Source organism: Corynebacterium sp. UMB8791 (assembly GCF_054166365.1).
Window position 1 is genome coordinate 1 of sequence record NZ_JBSZCG010000031.1, and the last position, 23,850, is coordinate 23,850.

Annotated in this window: 27 protein-coding genes and 1 tRNA gene; 16 read left to right on the forward strand and 12 right to left on the reverse strand. The window is 58.5% G+C overall.

Annotated features, from left to right (window positions below; translation table 11 throughout):
• A complete protein-coding gene (locus ACXIUA_RS00650; RefSeq protein WP_457975899.1) occupies positions 1–1,059 on the forward strand; it encodes a DNA recombination protein RmuC in 1,059 nt (352 codons plus the stop codon).
• Positions 1,060–1,116: 57 nt separating this feature from the next.
• Positions 1,117–1,776: a DUF6542 domain-containing protein gene (locus ACXIUA_RS00655; RefSeq protein ID WP_252931093.1), complete on the forward strand. Its 660-nt coding sequence runs from the start codon at positions 1,117–1,119 to the stop codon at positions 1,774–1,776.
• Positions 1,777–1,794: 18 nt separating this feature from the next.
• On the opposite strand, the gene ACXIUA_RS00660 is transcribed toward ACXIUA_RS00655, so the two are convergent.
• Positions 1,795–2,754 carry a 4-hydroxy-3-methylbut-2-enyl diphosphate reductase gene (locus ACXIUA_RS00660; RefSeq protein WP_252931094.1) on the reverse strand — a complete coding sequence of 320 codons (960 nt, stop codon included), beginning with the start codon at positions 2,752–2,754 and terminating at the stop codon, positions 1,795–1,797.
• Positions 2,755–2,866: 112 nt separating this feature from the next.
• Here ACXIUA_RS00660 and xseA point away from each other — a divergent pair, with 112 nt between their 5' ends.
• Positions 2,867–4,129, forward strand: a complete 1,263-nt coding sequence (gene xseA, locus ACXIUA_RS00665; RefSeq protein ID WP_284805172.1) for an exodeoxyribonuclease VII large subunit — start codon at positions 2,867–2,869, stop codon at positions 4,127–4,129.
• 46 nt (positions 4,130–4,175) lie between these two features.
• Positions 4,176–4,448, forward strand: coding sequence for an exodeoxyribonuclease VII small subunit (locus tag ACXIUA_RS00670; protein WP_256006405.1), 273 nt, complete (start codon positions 4,176–4,178; stop codon positions 4,446–4,448).
• A gap of 16 nt (positions 4,449–4,464) precedes the next feature.
• Here ACXIUA_RS00670 and ACXIUA_RS00675 read toward each other — a convergent pair whose 3' ends face one another.
• Positions 4,465–5,037 carry a DUF4245 domain-containing protein gene (locus tag ACXIUA_RS00675; protein WP_070479333.1) on the reverse strand — a complete coding sequence of 191 codons (573 nt, stop codon included), beginning with the start codon at positions 5,035–5,037 and terminating at the stop codon, positions 4,465–4,467.
• 260 nt (positions 5,038–5,297) lie between these two features.
• Between ACXIUA_RS00675 and glpX the strand changes: the two genes are divergently transcribed.
• The 5 genes from glpX (at position 5,298) to ACXIUA_RS00700 (ending at position 10,535) form a co-directional block, all read left to right on the forward strand.
• Positions 5,298–6,311 (forward strand): class II fructose-bisphosphatase, encoded by a 1,014-nt coding sequence (gene glpX / locus ACXIUA_RS00680; RefSeq protein WP_070479332.1) that lies wholly within the window; start codon positions 5,298–5,300, stop codon positions 6,309–6,311.
• Positions 6,312–6,357: 46 nt separating this feature from the next.
• Positions 6,358–7,758, forward strand: coding sequence for a class II fumarate hydratase (locus ACXIUA_RS00685; RefSeq protein WP_256021232.1), 1,401 nt, complete (start codon positions 6,358–6,360; stop codon positions 7,756–7,758).
• 61 nt (positions 7,759–7,819) lie between these two features.
• Positions 7,820–8,335 carry a hypothetical protein gene (locus ACXIUA_RS00690; protein WP_457975900.1) on the forward strand — a complete coding sequence of 172 codons (516 nt, stop codon included), beginning with the start codon at positions 7,820–7,822 and terminating at the stop codon, positions 8,333–8,335.
• A gap of 41 nt (positions 8,336–8,376) precedes the next feature.
• The gene (locus ACXIUA_RS00695) at positions 8,377–9,003 is read left to right on the forward strand and encodes a TetR/AcrR family transcriptional regulator (protein WP_177224280.1); all 627 of its coding nucleotides are present in this window, start codon (positions 8,377–8,379) and stop codon (positions 9,001–9,003) included.
• A complete protein-coding gene (locus ACXIUA_RS00700; RefSeq protein WP_070362756.1) occupies positions 8,997–10,535 on the forward strand; it encodes an MDR family MFS transporter in 1,539 nt (512 codons plus the stop codon). Before ACXIUA_RS00695 ends, ACXIUA_RS00700 begins: the two co-directional genes overlap by 7 nt.
• Positions 10,536–10,551: 16 nt before the next feature.
• On the opposite strand, the gene ACXIUA_RS00705 is transcribed toward ACXIUA_RS00700, so the two are convergent.
• The 3 genes from ACXIUA_RS00705 to ACXIUA_RS00715 all read right to left on the reverse strand — a co-directional run bounded on the left by ACXIUA_RS00705 (position 10,552) and on the right by ACXIUA_RS00715 (position 12,542).
• Entirely contained in the window at positions 10,552–11,103 is a 552-nt protein-coding gene (locus ACXIUA_RS00705) for a GNAT family N-acetyltransferase (protein ID WP_070479325.1), read from the reverse strand.
• 70 nt (positions 11,104–11,173) lie between these two features.
• Entirely contained in the window at positions 11,174–11,782 is a 609-nt protein-coding gene (locus ACXIUA_RS00710) for an LGFP repeat-containing protein (RefSeq protein WP_457975901.1), read from the reverse strand.
• A gap of 49 nt (positions 11,783–11,831) precedes the next feature.
• Positions 11,832–12,542, reverse strand: coding sequence for a LysR family transcriptional regulator substrate-binding protein (locus ACXIUA_RS00715; RefSeq protein WP_070362759.1), 711 nt, complete (start codon positions 12,540–12,542; stop codon positions 11,832–11,834).
• Positions 12,543–12,565: 23 nt separating this feature from the next.
• Between ACXIUA_RS00715 and ACXIUA_RS00720 the strand changes: the two genes are divergently transcribed.
• Complete coding sequence (locus ACXIUA_RS00720) at positions 12,566–12,925, forward strand: DUF5997 family protein (protein WP_070362760.1); 360 nt, start codon at positions 12,566–12,568, stop codon at positions 12,923–12,925.
• Between the two features lie 3 nt (positions 12,926–12,928).
• Here the strand turns inward: ACXIUA_RS00720 and glyA are convergent, their stop codons facing one another.
• Positions 12,929–14,221 (reverse strand): serine hydroxymethyltransferase, encoded by a 1,293-nt coding sequence (gene glyA, locus ACXIUA_RS00725; protein ID WP_070976188.1) that lies wholly within the window; start codon positions 14,219–14,221, stop codon positions 12,929–12,931.
• A 188-nt stretch (positions 14,222–14,409) separates the two neighbouring features.
• Between glyA and coaA the strand changes: the two genes are divergently transcribed.
• Entirely contained in the window at positions 14,410–15,345 is a 936-nt protein-coding gene (gene coaA, locus ACXIUA_RS00730) for a type I pantothenate kinase (protein WP_070362761.1), read from the forward strand.
• A 14-nt stretch (positions 15,346–15,359) separates the two neighbouring features.
• Here the strand turns inward: coaA and ACXIUA_RS00735 are convergent, their stop codons facing one another.
• From ACXIUA_RS00735 to mca, 3 genes are read right to left on the reverse strand one after another with little or no spacing between them, the layout of a single operon-like run.
• A complete protein-coding gene (locus ACXIUA_RS00735) occupies positions 15,360–16,130 on the reverse strand; it encodes an isoprenyl transferase (RefSeq protein ID WP_070363549.1) in 771 nt (256 codons plus the stop codon).
• A gap of 45 nt (positions 16,131–16,175) precedes the next feature.
• Positions 16,176–16,478, reverse strand: coding sequence for a hypothetical protein (locus ACXIUA_RS00740; RefSeq protein ID WP_141742271.1), 303 nt, complete (start codon positions 16,476–16,478; stop codon positions 16,176–16,178).
• Between the two features lie 30 nt (positions 16,479–16,508).
• Complete coding sequence (gene mca, locus ACXIUA_RS00745; protein ID WP_070362762.1) at positions 16,509–17,417, reverse strand: mycothiol conjugate amidase Mca; 909 nt, start codon at positions 17,415–17,417, stop codon at positions 16,509–16,511.
• A gap of 115 nt (positions 17,418–17,532) precedes the next feature.
• Between mca and ACXIUA_RS00750 the strand changes: the two genes are divergently transcribed.
• From ACXIUA_RS00750 to ACXIUA_RS00760, 3 genes are all read left to right on the forward strand, one after another.
• A complete protein-coding gene (locus tag ACXIUA_RS00750) occupies positions 17,533–17,997 on the forward strand; it encodes a DUF4307 domain-containing protein (RefSeq protein WP_070362763.1) in 465 nt (154 codons plus the stop codon).
• Between the two features lie 107 nt (positions 17,998–18,104).
• Positions 18,105–18,626 (forward strand): transcription elongation factor GreA, encoded by a 522-nt coding sequence (gene greA / locus ACXIUA_RS00755; RefSeq protein ID WP_070362764.1) that lies wholly within the window; start codon positions 18,105–18,107, stop codon positions 18,624–18,626.
• Positions 18,627–18,678: 52 nt separating this feature from the next.
• Entirely contained in the window at positions 18,679–19,209 is a 531-nt protein-coding gene (locus ACXIUA_RS00760) for a hypothetical protein (protein WP_070362765.1), read from the forward strand.
• 136 nt (positions 19,210–19,345) lie between these two features.
• On the opposite strand, the gene ACXIUA_RS00765 is transcribed toward ACXIUA_RS00760, so the two are convergent.
• A complete protein-coding gene (locus ACXIUA_RS00765; RefSeq protein WP_070362766.1) occupies positions 19,346–20,176 on the reverse strand; it encodes a Bax inhibitor-1/YccA family protein in 831 nt (276 codons plus the stop codon).
• Positions 20,177–20,381: 205 nt separating this feature from the next.
• Here ACXIUA_RS00765 and ACXIUA_RS00770 point away from each other — a divergent pair, with 205 nt between their 5' ends.
• Both ACXIUA_RS00770 and ACXIUA_RS00775 read left to right on the forward strand, forming a co-directional pair.
• The gene (locus ACXIUA_RS00770; RefSeq protein ID WP_070362767.1) at positions 20,382–22,439 is read left to right on the forward strand and encodes an acyltransferase family protein; all 2,058 of its coding nucleotides are present in this window, start codon (positions 20,382–20,384) and stop codon (positions 22,437–22,439) included.
• 8 nt (positions 22,440–22,447) lie between these two features.
• Positions 22,448–23,074, forward strand: coding sequence for a class I SAM-dependent methyltransferase (locus tag ACXIUA_RS00775; RefSeq protein ID WP_070362768.1), 627 nt, complete (start codon positions 22,448–22,450; stop codon positions 23,072–23,074).
• A gap of 18 nt (positions 23,075–23,092) precedes the next feature.
• Here the strand turns inward: ACXIUA_RS00775 and ACXIUA_RS00780 are convergent, their stop codons facing one another.
• Both ACXIUA_RS00780 and ACXIUA_RS00785 read right to left on the reverse strand, forming a co-directional pair.
• Complete coding sequence (locus ACXIUA_RS00780; RefSeq protein WP_457975902.1) at positions 23,093–23,653, reverse strand: hypothetical protein; 561 nt, start codon at positions 23,651–23,653, stop codon at positions 23,093–23,095.
• Between the two features lie 98 nt (positions 23,654–23,751).
• Positions 23,752–23,825: transfer RNA gene (locus ACXIUA_RS00785), tRNA-Leu, on the reverse strand.
• Positions 23,826–23,850 lie beyond the last annotated feature (25 nt).

Sequence of the window (23,850 nt, forward strand, 5' to 3'; positions counted from 1 at the left end):
ATGCACATGGACGCATCGACCGCACTGCTATTGATCTTTACGGGCCTCCTCGTTGGGGCCATCCTGGGCTTTTTTGGCGGCGCGTTTTGGATGCAGCGTACCAACCCCCAACAGCACCCGCCTACTGATCTACGCCCGCTGGCACAGGCACTTCGTGACCTACAGGTTCGTCTCGAAGACATCGATAAAGAGCAAGCAGTAGCGCAGTCTGCCTTGGCAGGCCAAGTACAAGCAATTGCGCGCACCTCATCCAGGCTCGGGGACCGGACTGATCAGCTCATCACTGCACTGCGCTCACCGCAGGTCCGAGGCAGATGGGGCGAAGTGCAGCTGCAGCGCGTGGTAGAGCTGGGTGGGATGGTAGAGCACGTCGACTTTGACGCTCAGGCGTACATGCGTTTCGACGGCGCCTCGCTACGCCCGGACATGGTTATCCGGCTCACCCAGGATCGAAACATCATCGTCGACGCCAAGGTTCCGTTTTCTTCATACCTCGATGCGCTCAACACGGAAGACCCGGAAGAAAAGCAAGGCTACCTGCATAGACACGCGCACCTGCTGCGAAGCCACGTCGATACGCTGTCCTCAAAGTCATACATAAAGGCATTTCAGCCCAGCCCGGAATTCGTCGTGATGTTTGTCCCAGCAGACCCATTCTTGGACGCCGGTCTCGCTATCGACCCGGAGCTGCTCGACTACGCTTTTGCCCGCAACGTCGTCATCGCGACCCCCACGACGCTGTTCGCACTGCTGCGCACGGTTGAACTTGGGTGGAGGCAAGATCCCATGAATCGGGAGGCGCAGACCATCCAGCGTCTTGGCGAAGAGCTGTACCGGCGTCTCGGCACGCTGACAGAGCACTACAACCGCGTCGGGAGCAGTCTTGAGAAGGCGGTCGAGTCGTACAACGCAACACTGGCGTCGCTCGACAGTCGGGTGATGGTCACCGCTCGTAAGCTCGAGGAACTAGGTGCAGCTGGGCACTCGTCGAGTGCGCCGGAGTTTCACCCTATCGATGCGCGACCGAGACTCCGCGACTCAGATTCGTCGAATTGTTAGCCCCTGGAGCGGGTCAAACTGGCAAGACTCGGGGGTAGGCCGGGTAGAATGCCCAGCGTGTCTCAAAACTCTCTCCGATCCCCGCGCCCTGGTACCGCCACCTTCCACGGTTTGCCTACCGTTTCCAGCATCGGCATTATCTTTGCTGCGCTGCTGACCGGCGTCGTCATCGCAACGTCGGCGGGATACATCGGATGGCCTCTGCTCGTACTGTTCAGCGTCGCGGTCATCGCCGTGACAACGCTGGTAGACCCGCGGGGTTTGTTCCTTACCGTCGCGGCTACCCCGCTTTTGTTCGTCATTGCGCTGCTTGGATTTGGACTGATTTCAGCACGCAATCAGCTTGGGGCAGCTGGTGCAGGCGGGAAAACCGCTATCCTTATGGTGCTCTACCCAGTAATCGAGCACTTCCCTATTCTCTTCACGGTGACTGCTGGTGCCCTGGTGATCGCCATCGTGCGCTACTGGCTGATCCAACGCCATAACGATGAAGTCCTGCGCCGGGAGCGAGCGCAGCGCCGCCGCATGAGCCAGTCGAACCGCAGGACCAATAGCGAGGGCCGTCGGGCCCGTGAGCGCAGCCAGGGTGGCATCACGGTCGATGAGCTGTTGAAGCGAACGAAGGCAGAACGCAGTCAGGCCCGCCCCCGTGGGGAGCGGGCCCGGCGAGTTGCCTCTCGCCTTGGCGAGGACCTGTACAAAAACGAAGATCGCTAGGCGAAGGCTAGACGAGCACTAGCTGCTACGGCGCGGCTGACGCAGATCCCGCGGCAGCGCGAACGTGATCGTCTCTACCGTAGTGGTGACTTCCTCTACATCGGTGTAACCGCGCTTCGCCAGCTCCGCGAGCAGCTCCTGAACCAGAATTTCCGGCACCGAAGCTCCCGATGTTACGCCAACGGTGTTGACGCCCTCGAACCATTCGTCTTGTACTTGGTGGGCGTAGTCGATGAGGTATGCGTTGTTGGCACCAGCGTCGAGCGCTACTTCCACCAGGCGCTTCGAATTGGAAGAATTTTGCGAGCCGACCACAATAACGAGTTCCGTCTGCGGTGCGATCTTCTTCACTGCTACCTGACGGTTTTGCGTTGCGTAGCAGATGTCGTCGCTAGGCGGGTTTTCTAGATCTGGGTAGCGCTCGCGCAGCTTTTCAACGATCAGCATCGTTTCATCAACAGACAGGGTGGTCTGGGATAGCCACACTAGCTTCGTCCCCTCTGGGAAGTCGGGAAGGGCGTCGACACCCTCGACCCCGTCAACGAGGTGGGTGACCTCCGGGGCCTCACCTGCGGTACCTTCGACTTCCTCGTGGCCCTCGTGGCCGACAAGCAAGATCTGGTATCCGTGCTTGGCAAACCGCTTCACCTCGTTGTGCACCTTGGTCACGAGCGGGCACGAGGCGTCGAGCGCCAGCAAGTTGCGCCCGTCCGCTGCTTCGCGGACCGCGGGGGAAACTCCGTGCGCGGAAAAAACAAGGTGCGAGCCTTCGGGGACCTCGTCGGTTTCGTCAACGAATATGACGCCGCGCTTCTCTAGTGTTTCCACTACGTACTTGTTGTGGACGATCTCTTTTCGCACATAAATTGGGGCTCCGTATTTTTCCAGCGCCTTTTCTACAGTGACAACTGCACGATCCACACCTGCGCAGTAACCGCGAGGTGCTGCCAGAAGAACTTTTTTACCCTGATTTGTCATGGAACCGACCCTACCGAATCAACGTCTAAAACAGTAGGTACACATTCTTGTGGTGATCTATCTATGAAACAATGACAGCGTATTCCATCGACACGCTGGGAAAGGAGCGGTGTTGACACAAGCACAAGGTGAGCGTTCAGCCTCACCAAGTAGCCCTGAGCAGCCATGGCCAGTGGCAAAGTTGAATAAGTCGGTCAAGGGGTGGATTAACCGTCTGGGCCACTTGTGGGTCGAAGGCCAGCTCACGCAGGTGAACTACAAGCCGAGCTGGAAATTCTCCTATCTCACGCTCCGCGATACACAGCAGGAAACGAGCGTGCAGCTTACGGTTTCCTCGGACTACTTAAGGAGCTTGCCGACGCCACCAAAGGACGGTGACCGCGTCGTCATCTACGGCAAGCCGGCCTTCTACGAGGGCCGCGGCTCCTTTTCGATGTGGACGACGCAGATTCGCCACGTCGGTATCGGTGAATTGCTCGCGAAGATTGAGCAGCTTCGGAAACAGCTTGCAAGTGAGGGTCTCTTTGACCGCGCCCGCAAACGGCCGATTCCCCTGCTCCCGAACACGATTGGCCTCATTACTGGTCGCGGCTCAGCCGCCGAGCGCGACGTGCTTTCCGTGGCGCAGAGCCGTTGGCCCGCGGTCCAATTCCGCGTGATCAACACCGCGGTACAGGGACCGAACGCGGTGCCTGAGGTCATTCAGGCCCTGCAGACGCTTGACGCGGCCCCCAATGTTGAGGTCATCATCATTGCCCGCGGCGGTGGCTCGGTCGAGGATCTCCTGCCGTTTTCTGAGGAGGCACTGCAACGCGCCGTAGCTGCGGCGGGGACGCCGGTGGTATCTGCCATTGGCCACGAGCCGGATAGCCCGGTGCTCGACAACGTCGCTGACTTACGCGCGGCCACTCCAACCGACGCCGCTAAACGCGTCGTCATCGATGCCACCCAGGAGCTTGCATTTCTGTCTGAGGCGCGCGTACGCAGCGCGCAGGCGCTGCGTACCTGGGTTTCCACCAAATCGGAAGAGATCCAGTACTGGCGCTCGCGTCCGGTGATGCAGAACCCGTTACTGGCAATTGAGCGTCGAAGCGAAGAGGTCTCACAGCAGGTTGCTTCGATGCGACGAGAGATCAGCCACCTGTTGGCACGAGAAACGCAGCAGGTCGCTGCGCTCCGCTCACAAGTTTCGGCGTTAGGGCCAGCAGCAACTCTCGCGCGCGGATATTCCGTAGTACAAGTCCTCCCCCGCGACCATTCCGATCCTGAGGTTGTCACCAGCATCGAACAATCACCACCCGGATCGCAGCTGCGCATCCGCGTCGCGGACGGTTCCATCACCGCAGCAGCAATGGGGACCACCCCCGCCGATTAAATCCACACAGCAATTTCACTAGCATCTAGCATCAAGGAGACAATCCATGTCCGAAAACACGTATGGCAATGGCCAACCCACCGACGCCGCATTCCCCGACCCCGCAACGCTTTCGTTCGAGCAAGCTAGGCAGCAACTCGTAGAAACAGTGAGGGTCCTCGAGCTCGGGCAAATGAGCCTTGACGAATCACTGAAGTATTGGGAGTACGGCGAGGGGCTCGCGAAGCGCTGCGAGCAGCTACTCGAGGGAGCATCAAAACGTGTCGAGGCCGCTATTCAGCAGCGCGACGCGGCTGAGCAAACATCACAGTCGGAATAGCCTGCTGCCACGGCGTCTACTGCGCTGACAGCGGCTCGGTCGCGAGCGCAGTACGTATCAGTTCCTCAAACTCGGCGTCTGTTCCGGCACCTGTGACGGCGAATCGTGCGTCGCCGGCATCGATAACCCACAGTGGGCGAGTTTTCGCCTCGGTACCCTTGAATATCTCAATGCTGTGGCCATCGATCGTGTCCTGGCGGTCAAGCGTGCGCTGCTTTCCGTCAACCTCGGACTGGACCGTTTTGCTGTCCGCACCCGTTTGCGTCAGCTGGATGAAGCCACCATCGGGCGTGACCCACCCTACGACTGGAGCTGGCTGCTGCGCGATCATGCTTCGCCGCGCGGAGTTCGTCACCCACCCTGTTGGCATTTCCGGGTAGCGCACCGGAAAATCGACTCCGCGAGCCTCAAGGCCAAGGAACGTCTTCGCATCGACTTCTTGCACAGGCCCATTTTCGGGCTTACCGGGATTGAACGTGCACAGCCCGGTCGCACCAACGGCAATGATCATGACGACCACGATCAAGATGACGTTGATGAGCATGTCTCTGCCGTCTTGGAAAATGCGAGGTTTGTTTTCTTGAGCCACGCGCTCCAGTATGACATGGATTCCTGATACCCCCGAATTTGTCTTTTACCCCCGCGCGTTGGCTTTTTACGCAGGAAGTCCCCAGTTCAGACACCACTATTCGCAGCATTGCCCTATTTTAGGTGTAGAAACGACGGTTCATGTCTGGCAAAAGTGCCATGATAGAGGTGTGCCAGACCGCAGTGGTATGGCTTTGCAACGCGGCATGATGTCGATGTTGTCACAACTAAAACTAGTTTGCCGCAGGAGGGCACTGTTTCATGTCTGAACAAACTTCTGAAAACTTCCCTGATCGTAACCTTGCAATGGAGCTCGTGCGCGTTACCGAGGCTGCTGCGCTTGCCTCTGGCCGCTGGGTAGGTCGCGGGATGAAAAATGAAGGTGACGGCGCCGCAGTCGACGCTATGCGCAAGATGATCAACTCCGTCACGATGGACGGCGTCATCGTCATTGGCGAGGGCGAAAAGGACGAGGCGCCGATGTTGTTTAACGGCGAAAGTGTCGGCAACGGTTTTGGCGCACAGGTTGATCTGGCGGTTGACCCAGTCGACGGCACGCGCCTGATGGCGGAAGGTCGCCCGAATGCTATTTCGGTTATCGCGGCTGCCGACCGTGGCTCCATGTTCAACCCGCAGGACGCGTTCTACATGAACAAGATTGCAGTCGGCCCTGAGGCTGTCGGGGTCATCGATATTACGAAGTCCGTCGAGTTCAACATTAAGGCAGTGGCAGAAGCCAAGGGAGTCGGCGTTGGTAACGTGACTGTGGTGGTACTCGACCGCCCACGTCACAACAAGCTGGTTGAGGAGATTCGCAAGGCTGGTGCCAAGGTACGTTTCATTATGGACGGAGACGTTGCTGGTGCCATCGCTGCTGCCCAGAACACCAACTCCATTGACATGGCGATGGGCATCGGTGGCACACCGGAGGGGGTTATCACGGCGTGTGCATTGAAGTGCCTTGGTGGTGAGATCCAGGGCCAGCTCGCACCGCAGTCCGATGAAGAGCGCGAACGCGTGCTGGCAGCGGGCCACGATCTCGACCGTGTGCTTGGCCTCGACGACTTGGTGGCCTCCGATAACTGCTACTTCGCGGCTACCGGTGTCACCAACGGCGACATGCTGCGCGGCGTCTCCTACCGTAAGAATGGCGCTACCACCCGTTCGTTGGTAATGCGCTCGAAGTCTGGCACCGTCCGCTACGTGGAGTCCCTCCACCAGCTGCCGAAGCTTCAGGAGTACTCGGTGATCGATTACTCCGGCCCGATCAAGTAATTCAAAGCGTCGATTTTCTGTAAGTATCAAGTAAAGGAAAGATTGAATGGCCGATAAGCAGTACCGTATCGAGCACGACACCATGGGTGAGGTCAAAGTACCTGTTGATGCACTGTGGCGTGCTCAAACTCAACGTGCTGTAGAGAACTTCCCGATCTCTGGCCGGGGCCTCGAGAACCAGCAGATCCGCGCCCTTGGGCTCCTCAAGGCCGCGTGTGCGCAGGTCAACAAGGATTCGGGCAAGCTCGATGCGGAAAAGGCTGACGCGATCATCGCTGCGGCGAAGGAAATCGCAGACGGCAAGCACAACGACCAGTTCCCAATTGACGTCTTCCAGACGGGTTCTGGCACTTCCTCGAACATGAACACTAATGAGGTCATTGCTTCGATCGCGCACGCAAACGGCGTGGAAGTCCACCCGAACGACCACGTCAACATGGGACAGTCCTCGAACGACACCTTCCCAACTGCAACGCACATTGCTGCCACCGAAGCTGCCGTCGAAGTGCTGGTCCCGGCCCTGCAGGTGCTGCAGAAGTCACTGGCTGCGAAGGCTGAGCAATGGCACGAGGTAGTGAAGTCGGGCCGCACTCACCTGATGGACGCGACCCCGCTGACGCTTGGTCAGGAGTTCTCCGGCTACGCTCGTCAGATCGAGCTCGGCATCGAGCGCGTTGAGGCGACTGTTGGCCGCCTCGGCGAGCTCGCCATTGGCGGCACCGCGGTCGGTACCGGCATCAACACCCCAGCAGACTTTGGCGCAAAGGTCACCGCAGAACTGGTGAAGATCACTGGGCTGACACAGCTGTCGGAGGCAAAGAACCACTTCGAGGCCCAGGCCGCACGCGACGCTCTGGTGGAATTCTCCGGTGCGATGCGCACTGTTGCAGTCTCGTTGTACAAGATTGCAAATGACATCCGGCTGATGGGTTCGGGCCCACTCGCCGGATTCGCGGAGATTCACCTCCCAGATCTGCAGCCAGGCTCGTCGATCATGCCTGGCAAGGTCAACCCAGTCCTGTGCGAGGCGGCAACCCAGGTCTCTGCCCAGGTGATCGGCAACGATGCCGCGGTGGCATTCGGCGGCTCGCAAGGCCAGTTCGAGCTCAACGTGTTCATCCCGATGATGGCGCGCAACGTGCTGGAGTCCGCTCGCCTGCTGGCGAACGTCTCTCGACAGTTCGCTACCCGCTTGGTTGACGGTATCGAGGCGAACGAGGCCCGCATGAAGCAGCTCGCGGAGTCTTCACCGTCAATCGTCACCCCTCTGAACAGTGCAATCGGCTACGAGAACGCTGCGAAGGTGGCAAAGCATGCGGTGAAGGAGGGCATCACGATCCGCCAGGCTGTGATTGACCTCGGCTTCGTGGACGGCGATACGTTGACTGAGGAGGAGCTCGACAAGCGTTTGAACGTCCTGTCGATGGCTCATACCGAACGCAACTAGTCTTCGCTACAATCATCCCTGCTACTGCCCATGTTCATGAGCACGACCAGGGATGATTTTTATGTCTGATTCTTTTTCGCAGCTTCGTACAGCTGGGGGCTCAAATAAGCCATGGGTTATTGGCGGTGTCTTAGCTCTGGTGGTCTCGCTCATCGGGATAGCGCTCGCCGCAGCGTACTGGTCCGCTCAGCCAAAGCCGGAGCCTAACGGGGTGCCTGCAGTTGTGACGGTGACTGCGTTTCCTGAAGCTCCGCAAGTGCGTGACGACGCCCCCTCCGGAACATTCCAAGGCACCCTCCAATCGCACAGCCCTGATGCTGCCGTAGCGGCGTGGCCGGCGGTGTTCTCCCTCCATGAAGGGCAAGGGATGGTCAGCTATCCTCTGAGCGGATGCGTGGCGCTTATCGCGCATGATGGCAGTGCTTCCGCTCTAACGAAACAGTGCCCTCCAACTACTGATGATGGTTTGTGGAACTTCTCCAGCCCGGAGCCGGGAATCGTTGAGGCACAGTTTTTCGAGCGCCGTGGTGATAACTCTCCAAACGTAGAAGGCTCACTATCGCTCCTGGTTGAATAGGTTTCTTTGATATTTTTGCACGGAGTGTAAGATTGCACTCCGTGAATTTTCCCGATCAGTCAGAAGGTCTCCGGCAGCGTAAGCGCCGCGAAACACGGCAGCGAATCTTCGATACAGCTGCATCGCTTGTGGCACGCGACGGCTATGACAATGTCACAGTCGAGGAGATCTGCCAAGGTGCAGGCATTTCACGGCGGACGTTCTTCAACTACATGGACTCAAAAGATGACGCTGTGCTTGGTCCCTTCCCTCTCGAGTTCACCAGCGAGAGCTTTGCACGCATTGCTGATGAGTCGTCCACGAACATGTTGTCCCTGGTAATCGATGCAATGGAAGAATCAGGTGCCGAAGATCGAGCCGAGGATGCCTGCCGAATCCAGCGGCTCATGCAGGACAACCCATCGTTGGCAAACGCGATGCTGGCCCGCAAACGCGATACGCTACGACACCTCGAGCAGGCTGTGCGTGAGCATTTTGCGAGCCACCCCGAAGACCGCCGTCTAGATGTCGCCATAGAGGCAGAAGCCCGAATCGTTGTGGAACTTTTTCGGACAACGCTTGTGCTTTATGCGCGAAGCCTTCATTTCCAAGAGGAGGGTTCGCCGAAGGAGCAGGCTCGTAGCGTAGCTGCCGTCGTCACGAAGTATGCAAAGGAGTTGCAGTGGTAAACAACACTAAGCCACACGTTGGCCTGATCTTTGGAGCGCTACTCATCACGATGCTGATGAGCTCATTGGGCCAGATGATTTTCTCCACTGCCCTGCCGACGATTGTCGGTGAGCTTGGTGGCGTAGATCACATGAGCTGGGTGATTTCGTCGTTCCTGGTCACGATGACAATCGCGATGCCAATTAATGGCAAGCTCGGTGACAGGGTCGGACGCAAGTGGCCTTATATTGGCTCGATTGGCCTGTTCGTCATTGGTTCCACCTTAGGTGGGCTTGCACAGTCGATGCAGCTGCTCATTATCGGGCGCGCCGTCCAGGGCTTTGGCGCTGGCGGCATGATGGTCAACTCCCAGGCAATCATCGCGGAGGTGGTTCCAGCCCGTAGCCGCGGCAAGTACATGGGTGTGATGGGGGCAGTATTTGGTGTTTCTTCCGTGCTTGGCCCCGTGCTGGGCGGATGGTTTACGGATGGACCCGGCTGGCGTTGGGGCCTTTGGATGAACATCCCGCTGGGGCTTCTCGCGATGACGGTCTGCACAATCGTGCTCCACCTACGCAAGGGTTCGCGGTCAGCACAGAGCATCGACTGGCTGGGCACCGTGCTCATGGCGGTTGCCACGACTTCTCTTATTTTGACCACAACGTGGGGTGGCACTCAGTATGAGTGGTCCTCGCCTATCATTTTGGGTATTTCCTCGCTTGCGGTTGTCGCTGCAGCGCTGTTCGTCTTCGTTGAGCTGCGCGTACCGAACCCGCTCATCCCCATGCACTTGTTCCGCAATCGCAACATGGTCTTGACGACGGCCTCCGGAACCGTGCTGGGACTGGCTATGACCGGTGCGCTTGCTTACCTGCCTACCTACCTGCAGATGGTGCACGAACTCACGCCAACGAACGCGGGGCTGATGATGCTGCCAATGGTCATCGGCATCTTGGGCACTGGCACTACCGTGGGGTTCATTATCGCGAAAACGGGCCGCTACAAGGTCTACCCGATCATCGGTATGGCCATCGTTTCGGTCGGACTCTTCCTCTTCTCGCAGCTCGAAGTGTCCACACCGCTGACCACGCTGGGTATCTACATGTTCATTTTTGGGTTCGGACTCGGCTTAGTCATGCAGGTACTGGTACTTATTGTCCAGAACTCGTTCCCACTAGCAATGGTCGGTACTGCAACAGCGACGAACAACTTCTTCCGACAGATCGGCTCCGCGATCGGTGCGTCGCTTATTGGTTCGCTGTTCATTCACAATATGACGGAGGAGCTCGCGGAACGCCTGCCAAAAGCATTGGCCTCGATGGCCCCTAGCGAGGCAGCCCCTTACGCCGAGCAATTCTCGAGCGCCGGTGGGCACAACTCCCTCACCCCGCACGCGGTTGCACAACTGCCTGACGTACTGCGCGACGCCGTCCTTAATAGTTACAACGACGGCCTGACCCCAGTGTTCTTACTGATGGTCCCATTGGCCGCCGTTGCGTTGGTGCTGCTCTTCCCGGTCCGGGAGGACCCGCTGAAAGAGACGCTGGACTAGGAACGATGAGGCGTGACTAGACCTGGCTTTTGCCTGGTTTCTTTTCTCCCGGCTTCGGCAACAGCAGCTCGTAGATGTCCGAGTCACGCCACTGGCCTTCCCGCTCACCGTAGGACATTTTCGCCATGTGATGGAAGGTGCCAACTTTCTCAAACCCGCGCGACTTGTGCAGCCCTGCCGATCCTTCGTTTTCCGGGAAGATCCACGAGTGAATCGACCACTTATCAAGTTCGATGCACGTCGCGATGAGCTTGTCTAGCAGCGCACCGGATACCCCCATGCCGCGCGCATCCGGATGCACGTAGATGGAGTCTTCAACTACTCCATGGAACACGCTTCTCGACGACGCCTTCGCCGCAGCTACCCATCCGAGCACACGCGAGTCATCGTGTTCATCAACGGCAACAAACACCGTTTCCATGATCTTCGCCCTGGAAAACTGCTCCCATGTCAAGCCGCGCGTCTCGTAAGTTGCGTTTCCGGTACTCAGACCCATCTCGTAGATGCTACGCACCTGCGGGTAGTCTTCTGGCCGGATTGGTCGAATGGTAAACCCTTTTTTGGTCATAAAAAACATTGTCCCCATTGGTCACACATCGTGCAACCAACGGGGACAAAAGCCGTTGTAGAGCTACAAATTACTTCTCGATGATGTTTGCAGCGAACGCGCCGGTGTCGTTGTTTTCACGAGTCCACTCGATGGTGCCGTGCTCGAACTCCTGGAACCAGCCAGATTCATTTGGAAGTGGGGTCTCGGCTGCGGTTGGGAAGCCAACCTTGTCCATAACGCCTTCATTCGTCAGCCACACGTTAGCAATTTGGCCCCAGATCGGAGCGCCACCGGTGTTTTCATTCCAGGCGACGTGGTGGTCATTGTCAAAGTCAACGATCCAGCTGCCATCGTGCTCCGTAACCTTCATCGGCTCGCCCCACTCCGAGTCAGCGTACTGGCCGATTGCCTGGACCAGACCGGTTGGAACCTTGACCTCTTCACCGTCTGCGGTAGTCAAGGAGACAGACTCCGTAGAGCCCTCTGCACCATTAGCGTCGGTGGCGGTCTCAGCAGCAGTCTCCGTCTCGGCTGCCTCTGTAGCTGTCTCGATGTTGGTCACCGTTGCGGTGCCGGAAGCACCATCCGCAGCGGTGGTAGCAGTGCTATCGGCGCCCTCTCCGTCAGAGCAAGCAACCAAGCCTGCGGCCAGAGCGGTAGCAGCAACGGCGGAAGTAAAAGCCTTCTTGTAATTCATCAAAATTTCCTTTCGTTGTTGAATTTGTCTGGTTTCCATTATGCAAATTTCACTTTCGCCGCCTCCGTTTCACCCCCGTTCGGGGTGTTTTCCCGGCCGCACCCTTGCGCTTTTTCCCACGTTTCGTATATAAGCGTTTGCCCTGCGCAGCACGGGAGTCTGACACCTGTTTGCGCCGCCTCGTCCCAGCAGTCGGCTCACTCCCCCTCGACGAGCGAGCGGTGCGCCCTTTTGCGACGCCCACAAAGTCCTGGATCTCGTCACCGTCGTCGGCTTTCCGCCACACCAATGCAATCTCAGTTTCAACCAGCGGAGCGTGCCAAACTTCCAAACACGCGATCTGTTTCTTCGAGAGCACCTTCAACAACGGCAACGGGGCCAATGCCACGCCAACGTTTGCCGCAACGACCTGCAAAGCACCACGAAGCTCTTCAAGTGACGCCTCCGGCTGGTAGACCCAGTTGATGATTTCGCCTTCGAGGTCCGCGTAATCGACGCGCTCCCCAAGCTCTGCAAACAAAGAGTCCTTGGGCACGGCAACGCCGGGAGCCTCGGTATAGAGACGGACCACGTGAAATTCATCGGTAATACGGTCATCGGGCAGGCGCATCAGCGCCAGCGATGTAGAAGTCGTCTCGTCCAGGAGATCAGCGAAGGGGTCGTCGACACCTTGCGTATCGAGCGAGTGCGGTGTGGACTGTGCGAAGCGTTTAAACCACTTCCCTGGCTCTGTGCCGGTGACGAAAGCAAGCGATAGCATGGCACAATGCTACCGTTTGGTGTATGACTACACAGAAGCCATCCGGAACCGCGATGAAGGCCGCGACCGCCGCGAAGAAACTCGGGATCTACCTGCCAGCGACGCCGCAGGAGTTCCAAGACAATGCCGTGACGCACGCGCAACTGCGCGAATTACAGAACAATCCCCCAGAGTGGCTGCAGGAACTGCGCCGCAATGGGCCACACCCCCGCCCCGAGGTGGCGCGCAAACTCGGGATCTCAATCACCGCACTCAAAGCAAACGACATGGACAAGCCGCTCACCACTGAGGAGATCAACGAGCTGTTGAAAAACCAGCCGGAATGGTTGAGCTCGGCCCGCACCACTCATTCAGAGCAGCGCCAGGCCGAGCAGCAGCAGTAGCTCTTAGAGCATCTTCCAATCTTCGAGGCCCGGGTAGAGCGGGAACCGCTCCGCCAGCGCGTCTACGCGGGCGTGCAGGGCGTCGACGTCGGCGTTCTCACCCTGGATAAGCGCCTCGGCGATAATTTCCGCAACTTCCTCGAACTCTTCCTTGCCGAAGCCGCGGGTCGCCAGCGCCGGGGTGCCAATACGCAGCCCCGACGTCACGGCTGGCGGACGCGGATCGAAAGGAACGGCGTTGCGGTTCACCGTAATGCCAGCCTTATGCAGCAAATCCTCTGCCTGCTGGCCATCCATCGCGGAGTTACGCAGGTCCACTAGCACAAGGTGGACATCGGTGCCGCCGGAGACGACGTCGATGCCGGCTTCCTTGGCGTCTGGCTGGGTCAAGCGCTCGGCGAGAATCTTTGCGCCCTCGAGCGTGCGCTCCTGGCGGTTACGGAAAGCCTCCGTCGCGGCGAGCTTGAAGGCGGTAGCCTTCGCAGCGATCACGTGCACCAGCGGGCCACCCTGCTGGCCTGGGAACACTGCGGAGTTGAGTTTCTTGTGCAGCTCGAGATCGTTGGTCAGGATGAAGCCGGAGCGTGGTCCACCAATGGTCTTGTGCACCGTGGAGGACACAACGTGTGCATGAGGCACCGGCGACGGGTGCAGACCAGCAGCGACCAAGCCAGCGAAGTGCGCCATATCGACCCACAAGTACGCACCAACCTCGTCTGCGATCGAGCGGAACTCAGCAAAGTCCTCGTGGCGAGGGTACGCGGACCAACCCGCGATGATCACCTTCGGCTTGACCTCGCGCGCCTGTTCACGCAGCTTCTCCATGTCGATGGTGCACGTGTCTTTTTCAACCTCGTACGCAGCGACGTTGTACAGCTTGCCGGAGAAGTTGATCTTCATACCGTGCGTCAGGTGGCCACCGTGAGCGAGGCTGAGGCCCAAGATGGTGTCGCCCGGCTCGCACAGCGCCATCAACACAGCCGCATTCGCCTGCGCACCGGAGTGTGGTTGCACGTTCGCGTATTTCGCGCCGAAGAGCTCCTTCGCGCGGTCGCGCGCCAGGTCTTCAACGACGTCGGCGTGCTCGCAGCCACCGTAGTAGCGACGACCTGGGTAGCCTTCGGCATATTTGTTTGTAAACACCGAACCCTGTGCTTGCAGCACTGCTCGTGGAACGAAGTTCTCGGAGGCAATCATCTCCAGCGTGTTTCGCTGGCGCGACAGCTCCTGAACGATCGCTTCGTGAACTTCGGGGTCAAAAGTAGCGAGATCCTGGTAGCGGAGGTCTTCAGACACGTGCACCGGGTCCTTTCAAGATCAGACAGTCAATCATGTTATAGCTCATGCCCAGGCACACCTACGCCTGGCACTGCTATGCAGTATAAGCATCAGCGCTACGAAAGAAGTCCACTTTATTCAGGAACTTCAGAAGTATCTGTACCTGAGTTCCCCGGCACGAAACAACAAATGTAACAATGTTACGCATGGCGAAATCTCCCCGCACTTCGGATTCGAGCCCTTATTTGGACTTTCACCGCGACGATTGGCGGCACCGACGTGCGCAAATGCCACAAGTCTTGACGGAGGACGAAGTAGCCAAGCTCAGTGGTATCGGCGAGAACCTCGATATGCAGGAAGTTGAAGACATTTACCTTCCGATCTCTCGCCTGATTCACCTCCAGGTACGGGCCAGACAAAAACTTACGAAGGCTACAGAGACGTTTATCGGTGATGACCCAGGCCACGTGCCATTCATTATCGGGATTGCGGGGTCGGTGGCCGTCGGCAAGTCAACGACTGCCCGTGTACTGCAGGTGTTGCTACAGCGTTGGGACTCTCATCCTCGAGTGGACCTCATCACCACCGACGGGTTCCTCTATCCCAGCAAAGTGCTCAAAGAGCGCAACCTGATGGACCGCAAAGGATTCCCGGAATCCTACAACCGGCGCGACCTCATGCGCTTTGTCACCGAGGTCAAGTCGGGTCAACCACTGGTCAAAGCGCCGATATATTCTCACTTCGCCTACGACATCATCCCAGGCGAGTTCATTGAGGTCCGCCAGCCGGACATCATCATTCTCGAAGGGCTCAACGTCCTCCAAACCGGCCCGACCCTCATGGTGTCCGACCTCTTCGACTTCTCAATTTATGTCGACGCCCTCACCACCGATATTGAACGCTGGTACATCGACCGCTTCATGAAGCTTCGCAACACCGCGTTTCGAGAGCCCGGCGCGCACTTTGCGCACTATGCCGACATCGATGAGGCGCAGGCCCGTCACAAGGCACGCGATATTTGGCAGTCCATCAACCTGCCGAACCTAGTGGAAAACATTGCCCCCACCCGTATCCGTGCCTCGCTCGTGCTACGCAAAGGCGCCGACCATTCAGTGCAGTGGGTCCGCATGCGCAAAATGTAGCGCCAGGTAGCTGCCTACTTGCCGAAGCGACGGGAGCGCTGCGAGTACTCGCGCAACGCGCGAAGGAAGTCAATCTTGCGGAACGCGGGCCAGTACGTGTCCGTAAACCAGATCTCGGAGTACGCCGCCTGCCACAGTAGGAAGCCGGAGAGGCGCTGCTCCCCCGACGTCCGGATCACTAAGTCTGGATCGGGCTGACCTGAGGTGTACAGGTGCTGCGACACGGACTCGACGGTCACTGCGTTGACCAGTTCGTCCACGCTGCAGCCGCTGGCAGCGGCGTCGCTAATGAGGCTGCGAACGGCGTCGACAATTTCTTGCCTGCCGCCGTACCCCACCGCAATGTTGACGGTCAGGCCAGCTTTGCCTGTGGTGGTGTCGGCAGATCGGCGCATCCTTTCTGCAACCTCATCCGGCAAGAGCTCCAGGTGCCCTACGAGCCGAACCTTGCAGGAGTAAGACTGCGTCGCAAGGTCCTCGATCACCTCGGAAATAATGTCGAACAGCAGCTCAACTTCTTCCGAAGTCCGTTGCAAATTCTCCGTTGATAACAGGTAGATCGTAACGACGTCCACGTCCATTTCCGCCGACCACCGCACAAGTTCGCCGATCTTCGCCCCACCCACCCGGTGGCCATGAGAAACATCGGTGAACCCAGCCTCACGGGCCCACCGTCGGTTGCCGTCCGCCATGACCGCGATGTGCTTCGGGCGTTTCTTGCCCTTCAGCTCACGCTTCAGGCGCGCTTCATACAGCGGATACAGAATTTTTTGGAGGCTACTCACGGACCCAACCTTACTCACCAATCAACGGTATGTATGTTAGATGCCTTAGATCCAACGCTTCTTCCGGCGATCAAGCACACCCGCCTCCGCCATGGCCTTATCCAGCGCCTCCTGGTCAAACGGGTCGATTCCGTGCTTCTCAGCGAAGAGGCTGCGACGGCGGAACCGCGAGTACCGGCGATGGAACGCAAACCCCAGAGACAAAATGACCACAGCCAGCATCACCAACAGCAACAGGCCGAATGGCGAAGCCTTGCCAAAGTCAGGCCCCACCGGGTTTTCCTTCGGCGCCTGCGCCACCAAGTAAGCAGAGGTGTTGATAATCGCTGCGTGTGCTGTCGTCATCATGTGTATTTCGTCTTCCTTGTGCTGAAAATGTTAGCGCTCTTGCCCGAAACCTTCAGCGAGCGCGTCCGCGGTCTTCGGGTCAATACCGGCGAAGAGATCATCTTCCGGCAACGTTGATGCTACGCGAGTTCTGGCCAACTCAAACTCTTCTGTCGGCCATACCTCCTGCTGGTCCTCAACTGGGCTCGCCAAAAACGCGCCCGCCGGATCAATCTGTGTCGCATGTGCCGTCAGCGCTGCTGCACGCTGGGGGAAGTACTCCGCGCACTCCACCCTTGTGGTCACGCGACTCATCACATCCGCTTTGTTTTCTTCCCACCGCTGAATCATCAGCTCGTACGGGCTCTTCTTTCCCTGCGCGTACAAGCGGTCCTGCAGAAGACGCATCCGCTGCAGGATAAATCCATGGCTGTAGTACAGCTTCAATGGCGTCCACGCCTGCCCTGCTTCAGGAGCAAAGGATGGATCTCCCGCCTTGTCCCAGGCCAGCATCGAGATTTCGTGGACCATCAAGTGGTCGGGGTGCGGGTAGCCACCGTTTTCGTCGTAGGTAATGATGACATGCGGCCTGAACTCTCGAATCGACTCGACGAGATGCGCCGTCACTGCCTCCGGGTCTTGGGTCGCGAACGAGCCTTCCGGCAGCGGGGGCAGCGGGTCGCCTTGTGGCAGACCCGAGTCTTCGTACCCCATCCACTGATGTTCCACGCCGAGGGCCGCCGCGGCCTCCGCCATCTCCTGCTCCCGGACCTCGAGGATGTTCTCCAGCACGCCCGGCCGATCCATCGCAGGGTTCAAGATGTCGCCTCGTCGCCCGTCAGTACATGTGACGACGAGCACCCGGTTCCCCTCCGATGCGTATTTTGCCATCGTTGCTGCACCTTTAGAGGACTCGTCGTCTGGGTGTGCGTGGATCGCCATCAAGCGCAAGCCGGCCACTATTCCTCCTAGAACTTCTTCGGGGCCTGATTCCGTAACTTCGCGCCATCTTAGTACCATTGGAACGGATTGCAGCTACAGCGTCATCCAGCGTCATTCAGCGAGGTAGGTAACCGTGACTTCTCCCAGTCGCCCAACATCCCGATACGGCTCCAGCACCACCCCGACAGCCACGAAACGCAGCAACGCCGCTGGCCGGATCGTCGCGCTGATCGCCATCGGCCTCGTCGTCGTGCTGCTTTACAGTGTCTTTGACTACTTCAAGAAGCAGGAGTCCCGCACCGTCACTGCGGATTTCATCTCGCTCGAAGCTGTTGACGACAACACCACACGCATGTGGATCGATGTATCACGCAAAGACGTCGAGGCCCCTTCGTACTGCATCGTCACTGCGGTCAACTACGCGCATGCCGAAGTTGGGCGTCGAGAAGTAGTACTCCCCGCAGGCGGGCAGGAGCTCGAGCGGGTCGCCGTCGAACTACCGGTGCGCGAGCCGGCAGTCTCAGGACGTGTCTACGGCTGCTCGGACAATCTGCCGTTCTACATGGACCCCACCAGCACCTTTTACGACGCCCGCTAAGCCTCACCAGTGCACCACCTGCGCGGCAGCTGTGCTATTATCCGCCTGGTAAAGTTGCCCGCCAACCGGCGGGCTCGTTTGACATATATAGGGAAGGTTTTTACCTGATGGCGCAAACTCAGCAGCAGTACATCACCCCGGAGATGAAGGCCAAGCTTGAAGCTGAGCTTCAGCAGCTCATCGACAATCGCCCTGTCATCGCAGCCGAAATTAACGAACGCCGTGAAGAAGGCGACCTCAAGGAAAACGCTGGCTACGACGCCGCGCGTGAGCAGCAGGACCAGGAAGAAGCTCGCATTAAGCAGATTTCCGAACTGCTGGCTAACTCCACCACGGAGCGCTCCGGCATCGTCGAGGGTGTAGCCCACGTAGGTTCCGTCGTGCACGTCTACTACAACAATGACGAAAATGATAAGGAAACGTTCCTGATCGGTACCCGCGCGGCTTCGACGGACAACGAGGACCTGGAGACCTACTCGGAGAACTCTCCGCTCGGCGCAGCCGTAGTCGGTGCTTCCGAGGGTGAAACCCGCACCTACAACGCCCCAAATGGCCGAGAGATTTCGGTAACAATCGTCTCCGCAGAACCGTATGATTCTGTTAAGGCTTCCACGCCACGGGCGAAGTAGCCTGTCTACGCCATCGGCGTTATCCGTGATCGCTGACATTGAAGGAATTCCTGTGAATAAGTTCTTTTCCCGCAAGCTAGTACTCACCAGCGTGGTCGCACTCGGTGCTGTGGGCTTGACTGCCTGCCACCCACCACACCAAAACCCGTCGGACCTGAAGGTTGATACGGCACAAAGCCAGGACCCAACTTCGCTTCCTGGTGAGCGCGCGAAGGCAACCCCGACGAACGTAACCGATGCAGCAGGCGCTACCTCTGAGGCTGCAGTCACCGAGACTGTCACCGCTATGGGTGCTTCGGACAAGACCCCACTGGTCAATAACTGCGGCAGCGTCGGCCTTGAGCGTCCAGCTTCGCTGACTCTCAACTGCAGCGACCAGAACGATTTCCTCCAGGACATCGTGTGGGATACCTGGTCTGAGCAGCTCGCGCAGGGCACCGCTACCCGCACCACGGTCAATCCGAACCGCGAAATCGAAGATGTGCAGGTTGTCCTGGGCAACCCAGACATCGTAGATGGTGTGCTCGTGTTTAAAACCATCACCGTTGACGGCACGTCTATCAACCCTGAGGGTGCACGCTAAGTACGCTGAATACAGCAATTAGCTCCCTGCCCCGGCCCAGCGATGTTGTTGGCCGGGGCGCTTTTGAGCGCAACTAGACAAAAATACCCGGCCTCACAGTCGTGGGGCCGGGTATTTATTGCAGTGAGCGCGTGCGCTATCGCTGTTGGAAGTAAGACAGCAGGCGCAGGATCTCGGTGTAGAGCCACACCAGAGTCACTGCCAGGCCAAGTGCAACGCCCCAGGCCGCCTGCGATGGGGCGCCCATGCGCACCAACTTATCGGCGACGTCAAAGTCCTGCAGGAACGCAAGTGCGCCCAGCACGATGCAGACCAGGCTAAACACGATGGCGATGGTGCCACCACCGCGAAGCGGATTCATGCCTGTAAAGATGCTCAACAAGAGGTTGCCGACAACCAGGATGAGCACGCCGAAAATGGCTGCGGTGAGGATCCGATTAAACCGCGGGGTAACGCGAATGGCACCGGTGCGATAGACCACAAGCATGCCCGCGAAGACACCGAAGGTGCCCAAGATCGCCTGGAAGATTAACGCGCCTGCGTCCGCGCCGGCGACACTGAACTGCCCGGTGATGGCGAATGAGAACCCACCAAGGAACAGGCCCTCAGCAGCCGCGTACGCCAGGGTAATAACTGGGGAACCGTACTTTTTGCCAAATGCGTGAATCATCACGAGGACGAAACCGGCGACGGCACCGACCAGCGTCAGAATGCTGGCAATGGAGCCGTACCCACCGAGGTACAGTCCGAAGTTAATTACTGCAAAGGCGACAATTACGGCAAGGGTAATGCCGGTTTTAGTGACAACGTCGTCAACCGTCATTGGACGGTCCTCAGACACGGTGCCCGCCGATGCACCCATGGGTGCTTGCTCGTACGGGTTCGCGGCACCGTACCCCTGGTACCCAGTGCCACGTTGGGAATCTACTCCCTGCAGAGTTTTCAATACAGGGTTGTTGCTACTCACGGACCCCTGATCCTTTCTTTTGAGAACAATCGTTCACCTACTCCAACGCACTGGGTGTTGTTTTAGTTCCATGCGCCCAAAGAATTTGTCCGGATCACGCCACTGAGCGTGGCCTCTGCAGCAATCTGCACCACAATTCATGTCCATCTTTCTGGCAGCGCTATACTTCTGTACGTTTGTCGCACTCCAGGAAGGTCGCCATCCCATGCCGCCCCCAATATCAGGTTCTCACCGCTATGTCCCCGCCCTCGACGGGATCCGAACGCTAGCGGTCATGCTGGTTATCGCGTACCACCTCAACCTCCCTGGGTTCAGCGGTGGCCTGCTAGGCGTGGGCGTGTTCTTCACCCTCTCGGGGTACTTGATCACGCTTAACCTCATGCGTGGGCACTACCGGGATAACTCGCTGCACCTGAAGACGTTTTGGGTCAGGCGTTTCCGCCGTCTCATACCTGCGATGCTGACCACAGTGTTGGCAGTCGTGATTCTTTCCGTCGCGTTCGATGCGGGCAACCTTCGTGACCGCTCGTTTGAAGCGTTGAGCTCCATTTTCTACGTGAACAACTGGCATAACATCGCCGTCGGTTCATCGTACTTCGATCAGTTCAATGGCCCCGGTCCGCTGGACCATATGTGGTCACTGGCGATCGAGGAACAATTTTATCTCTTGTGGCCGCTGTTGCTGTGGGTGCTGCTGAGGGTGTTCCGTCGTGGGTGGATTGTCGCCGTCGTGACCACGGTGCTCGCCGGAGCTTCCTTTATCTGGATGTGGGTGCTCGCTGATCCTTCTATCGACGCGACTCGCGTCTACGAGGGCACCGATACCCGCGCGGGCGGGCTGCTCCTCGGCGCGGTCTTAGCAATCGTGGTTTCCTCACGGAAGCACGCCGGTAAGAACATTGGTTCCTCCCCTGTTCTGAGCACCGTTGTTGGCACCCTCGGCTTCGGCGGCATCTTCGCGCTGAGCATGCTCGTCGCGCAGGAAAACATGTTCTTGTACAAGGGTGGGATCCTGCTTCTGAACCTTGCGTCAGTTGCTGCTATCTACTCAGTCATTGGGGCGCGCGGCCCCTGGACGACCATTTTCAGCTGGGAGCCGCTTCGCTGGATCGGCGAACGCTCCTACGGTATTTACCTGTGGCACATGCCGGTGATTTACTTCATGCCGGATGCGTGGTTGCAGGATCACCGCGTGTGGTCCTCCATCCTCGTGTTTGTGCTTTCGACTGCACTTGCTGCGCTGAGCTGGACCATGTTTGAGAACCCAATCCGTCGCAATGGCGTGTTCGGGCCCCTGAAGCAATTCCGCGCACACCCGTTGGAGGCACTCCGCCCGATCACGCTTGGTTCGACGATTACGCTCGCCGCAATCATTGCAATAGGCATCCCGGCTGTGTTCGCCATGGATACCTCGAAGCCGAACACCACCATGTCCCTGCCTCAGGATGCGCAACGCGGAGGCACGCGCGACCATCGCGAGGGAAAGGACAAAGCCAAGGAAACTGAGGAAAGCTTGACGACGTCCGCCTCTGAGAAAGCTTCATGGGAGGACCAGCCTTCGGACGTGAAGATGAGCTGCGAGAAGGTCATCCACGTCGGCGATTCCACCTCGATTGGCATGTTCGATATCAACCAGCTTCCTGAAGGCGCGGTCACTGCGATTGACCGATACTTGGACGCTGGCGCAAGCGAGGTAGATACGAGCGTGTTTGGCGCTCGCGCGACGAATCAGGGATTCAACGGCAACGGAGAGAACTACCCGTCTGCGATTGAGTCCGTGCAGCAACTGCTCGCCCAGGGTGCAGCTGACGATGGCACCTGCTGGGTCATCGCCACCGGCGTGAACGACGCCGCCAACGCAGACGCTGCCCGCTCCTACGGCTACGACCCCACGGGTGAGTTGGAGGCAAACATCCGCAAGATGCTTGACCTGTTGGAGGGCTACCGCGTGATGTGGCCGACAGCCGCAACGGGTAACCCGTCGAATGGCTACTACGCCAACGAGAACATGGACGAGTTCAATGTTGCATTGCGCAAGGTTGCGAAGGAGCGTCGAGACGTAGTCGTCTACGACTGGGCGAGCGAGGCGCGCTCCAACTTGGATTGGTTCCTCGCAGGCGACGAGGTGCACTACAACGCCACCGGCAATGACATCCGTGGCAAGCACTTTGCTGCCGCACTTGCTCACGCGTTCCCGAAGGATATCCCGGTAGACGCCATCCCAACGGACGCGGAGGTGACTTCCAAGGGGCCGAAGCTATAGTTTTGGGCATGGCCACTTGGAAAGAAATTGTCGCTGCAAACCCTGACCACTCCGAGAATTACGCCCAGCGGTGGCGCAACTTCGTGCAACAGGGCAAAGATATCGACGGGGAGGCCCGGCTTATCGACGCCCTCTCCGCCCGCCACTCCCGCATCCTCGATGCAGGGTGCGGGACTGGTCGCCTTGGCGGCTATCTGGCAAAGCGTGGACATATCGTCTTCGGTGTGGACATCGACCCGGTGCTGATCGGGTACGCGAAGCAAGACTTCCCCGAAGCAACTTGGGTAGTTGGCGACCTTTCCGCCGATCCGATCGAGGTCCGCGATATCGATATTGCGGTCTCGGCAGGCAACGTGATGGGGTTCCTCGCCGTCGACGGTCGCAGGCCCGCGCTTGAGAACATCTTCCGAACGCTACGTCCGGGCGGACGGTTCGTCGTCGGCTTCGGGCGTGGGCGCGGATGGGAGTTCGACGACTTCCTCACCATGTGCCACGAAGTCGGGTTCCAGCCACAGCACCAGTTTGCGAGCTGGGACTTGGAGCCGTTCACGGAGCAGTCCGGGTTCTTGGTTGCTGTGTTGCAAAAGCCAAAGGTTGATGAGCAGGCCGTTCGCTCGTTAACGAACCTACTCTAATAGTTCGCTGGCCCGACCTTACTGAACAAGGTTGACGCGATTCGCCATCCGTTGGCTACCGCCAGACGTGTAGAAGTGCACCGAGTTGTTCTCGTCTTCGGGGTGATCGCACCACATGTCACGGCCATCGCTGCCCATCTTGCACACCATCGGGTAGGTTTCGCCGGTGACGGGACTCGTCACCGAGATATCAGCCCGCGGCACCGCGTTCACGTTGGGGTTCGCCGCTACGTAGCGCCAGGTTGCGGCGTAGGCGACGTCGAAGATCTCAGCTGCAAATTCGCACGATGTTGCGGGTCCCGCCTTGATTCGGTCGCCGAACTCAGTGGTGCCACACTCCCCTCCTACTTGACCAGTGTTGATGGAGTGGCGCGTTGAAAATGTATGAGTCTCGGTATCCTCGTAGGCGCTGGTTGGGGCGGCGGTGTCCTCCGCGTGTGAATCTGTGGTGGTGATTGTTTGGGTGATCGTGGCCGGGGCTGCATCGTTGCTGCTGGAGCTCGAACCACTGTCACCGGAACAACCCACAACGCCCAAACAAGCGACTGCGATCATCCCGACTGCTGCGTATTGCTTCATTGCTTCCTCAAGGTCTTCGGAGAAAAGGGGTGCCCACAGCATAGCCGATAGGAACACAAAAGGTCCCGCTACCTGTAGGTATGCGGGACGTTGCGTTGTGCCCCCAGTGGGACTCGAACCCACACTGAATTGATTTTAAGTCAACTGCCTCTGCCGATTGGGCTATAGGGGCGCACGGGCCCATAGTACAGGCAGCA

Coding starts and splice junctions, on each gene's coding strand:
- ACXIUA_RS00650 (WP_457975899.1), top strand. CDS start 1: ATGCACATGGACGCATCGACCGCACTGCTATTGATCTTTACGGGCCTC.
- ACXIUA_RS00660 (WP_252931094.1), bottom strand. CDS start 2,754: ATGACAAATCAGGGTAAAAAAGTTCTTCTGGCAGCACCTCGCGGTTAC.
- ACXIUA_RS00670 (WP_256006405.1), top strand. CDS start 4,176: ATGTCCGAAAACACGTATGGCAATGGCCAACCCACCGACGCCGCATTC.
- glpX (WP_070479332.1), top strand. CDS start 5,298: ATGTCTGAACAAACTTCTGAAAACTTCCCTGATCGTAACCTTGCAATG.
- ACXIUA_RS00685 (WP_256021232.1), top strand. CDS start 6,358: ATGGCCGATAAGCAGTACCGTATCGAGCACGACACCATGGGTGAGGTC.
- ACXIUA_RS00690 (WP_457975900.1), top strand. CDS start 7,820: ATGTCTGATTCTTTTTCGCAGCTTCGTACAGCTGGGGGCTCAAATAAG.
- ACXIUA_RS00705 (WP_070479325.1), bottom strand. CDS start 11,103: ATGACCAAAAAAGGGTTTACCATTCGACCAATCCGGCCAGAAGACTAC.
- ACXIUA_RS00710 (WP_457975901.1), bottom strand. CDS start 11,782: ATGAATTACAAGAAGGCTTTTACTTCCGCCGTTGCTGCTACCGCTCTG.
- ACXIUA_RS00715 (WP_070362759.1), bottom strand. CDS start 12,542: ATGCTATCGCTTGCTTTCGTCACCGGCACAGAGCCAGGGAAGTGGTTT.
- ACXIUA_RS00720 (WP_070362760.1), top strand. CDS start 12,566: ATGACTACACAGAAGCCATCCGGAACCGCGATGAAGGCCGCGACCGCC.
- coaA (WP_070362761.1), top strand. CDS start 14,410: ATGGCGAAATCTCCCCGCACTTCGGATTCGAGCCCTTATTTGGACTTT.
- ACXIUA_RS00740 (WP_141742271.1), bottom strand. CDS start 16,478: ATGATGACGACAGCACACGCAGCGATTATCAACACCTCTGCTTACTTG.
- greA (WP_070362764.1), top strand. CDS start 18,105: ATGGCGCAAACTCAGCAGCAGTACATCACCCCGGAGATGAAGGCCAAG.
- ACXIUA_RS00770 (WP_070362767.1), top strand. CDS start 20,382: ATGCCGCCCCCAATATCAGGTTCTCACCGCTATGTCCCCGCCCTCGAC.
- ACXIUA_RS00775 (WP_070362768.1), top strand. CDS start 22,448: ATGGCCACTTGGAAAGAAATTGTCGCTGCAAACCCTGACCACTCCGAG.
- ACXIUA_RS00780 (WP_457975902.1), bottom strand. CDS start 23,653: ATGAAGCAATACGCAGCAGTCGGGATGATCGCAGTCGCTTGTTTGGGC.